At 62.0% G+C, this 1,631-nt stretch carries 1 protein-coding gene; it reads left to right on the forward strand.

The window, feature by feature from the left end; genetic code table 11:
* Positions 1-135 precede the first annotated feature (135 nt).
* Positions 136-1,413 carry an IS110 family transposase gene (locus EU800_RS25945; protein WP_129636340.1) on the forward strand — a complete coding sequence of 426 codons (1,278 nt, stop codon included), beginning with the start codon at positions 136-138 and terminating at the stop codon, positions 1,411-1,413.
* The last annotated feature ends 218 nt before the right edge of the window (positions 1,414-1,631 follow it).

Raw genomic sequence — 1,631 nt, forward strand, 5'->3', positions numbered from 1 at the left:
TAGCACGTCGGGAATCCTTCGGTTCGGGAGGTTATGGCCGCCTGCGGAGCCCCCGAGTTGCGCAGCTGGTGGCCATAACCGGTTTTCAGGTCTCAACAGTGGTTTGGCTGAACCACACTGATGAGGAGACCGGCTATGACCGCCATCAATTCTACAACCGCGCCGACCGTGCTTGTAGCCATCGACATTTCCAAGCACCGGCACGAGATCCTGATCTCCGTTCCCGGCAAGCAGCGGCGACGGCGGCTGACGATCCGCAACGCGCTGGAGGATTTCGAACGACTGCGCGAGCTGCTCGCGGCGTATTCTCTGCCGGTCCGTGTCGGCTTCGAGGCCACTGGAAACTACCACCGGTCTCTGGCGCATCATCTCGGCCGATCGGGGTTCGAACTGAAGCTCGTGTCCTCCGTTGCCCTGGCCCGGACGCGCGAGGCGCTGCACAACAGCTGGGACAAGAACGATCCGAAGGACGCCCAGGTCATCCTGCACATGCTGGAGATCGGGGCGGTCCAGTTCTTCCATGATCCGCTTGCGGCCGGCACCAACGACATCCAGGAGCTGTCGAAGACGCACGAGATAGTCTCGCGTTCGAAGACCGAGCTCTGGCATCGCATCCTGACGCATTACCTGCCGCTGTATTTCCCGGAGGCCGAACGGTTCCACCGCAGTTCCCGGACCGATTGGTTCCTGGCCTTCCTCGAGCGGTTCCCGTCGCCGCACATGATCACGGCGTTGTCGCAGGAGGTGTTCATTGAGGCGGCATGGGATGTGGTCGGGCGCAAGGTTTCCAAAGAGCGCCTGCTTTCAGATATTTATGCGACGGCTGCCGGCTCGGTGGGGCTTCCTGTCCACCCGGACTCCGATGCGGTCCGCATGTTCCGCCTCGTCCTGGCCGAGGGGCGCAGCCTTGTCCGGCAACGCGACGAGATCGAGGCGCGGGCTGTCGAGCTGTTGTCCGATCATGCCGACTACCGGCTGCTGACGAGCATTCCCGGCATCGGGCCGATCAATGCCATGACCATCCTGGCCGAAGCCGGCGACCTTCGCAGGTTCGGTCATCACCGGCAGTTTCTGAAATTCTGCGGCATGGACCTCGCCACCGTCCAGTCCGGCATGTTCCGCGGGCAGAGCAGGATCTCGAAATACGGCAATGCCCGACTGCGACGCACCCTCTGGATGGCTGGCCAGACGGCCGTGTTGAAGCGGACCAACAGCTTTCGCGACAAGTTCGAACGCTACATCTCGCAAGATCGGCACAATCCCCATCTCCGGCGCAAGGCATACACCGCCGTAGCCGCCAAGATGGCGCGCACCGTACACGCCGTGATCAAGCACGGCGAACCCTATCGTCCCTTCTTCGAGGGGGCGAGCCCAGGCGGAAGGACCCCTCTCTTTCGAGCCGTGGAGGCGTAGAGCGACCTCGTAGATAATGTTCGGGCTTTTCGCTTGGGATGCAGGATCTCGTCTTGAGGACGGTGAGGGCCGCCGCCGCGCGTACCCTGTGTTTGCTATGGGAGAGACCGTTTCTTGACGGCGAAACCCGTCTGGGCAACCATATCAGGGCATCCGGAATACCGGATGCTCCAAGACCTGATGCTTCAAGCCGCCAAAGCTTCCCGACATAGGACGTT

This window comes from Tropicimonas sp. IMCC6043 (assembly GCF_004146235.1).
Lineage (GTDB): Bacteria > Pseudomonadota > Alphaproteobacteria > Rhodobacterales > Rhodobacteraceae > Tropicimonas.

What these genes read in the sequence shown, in the direction of transcription:
- EU800_RS25945 (WP_129636340.1), top strand. Translation starts at nt 136, where the DNA reads ATGACCGCCATCAATTCTACAACCGCGCCGACCGTGCTTGTAGCCATC.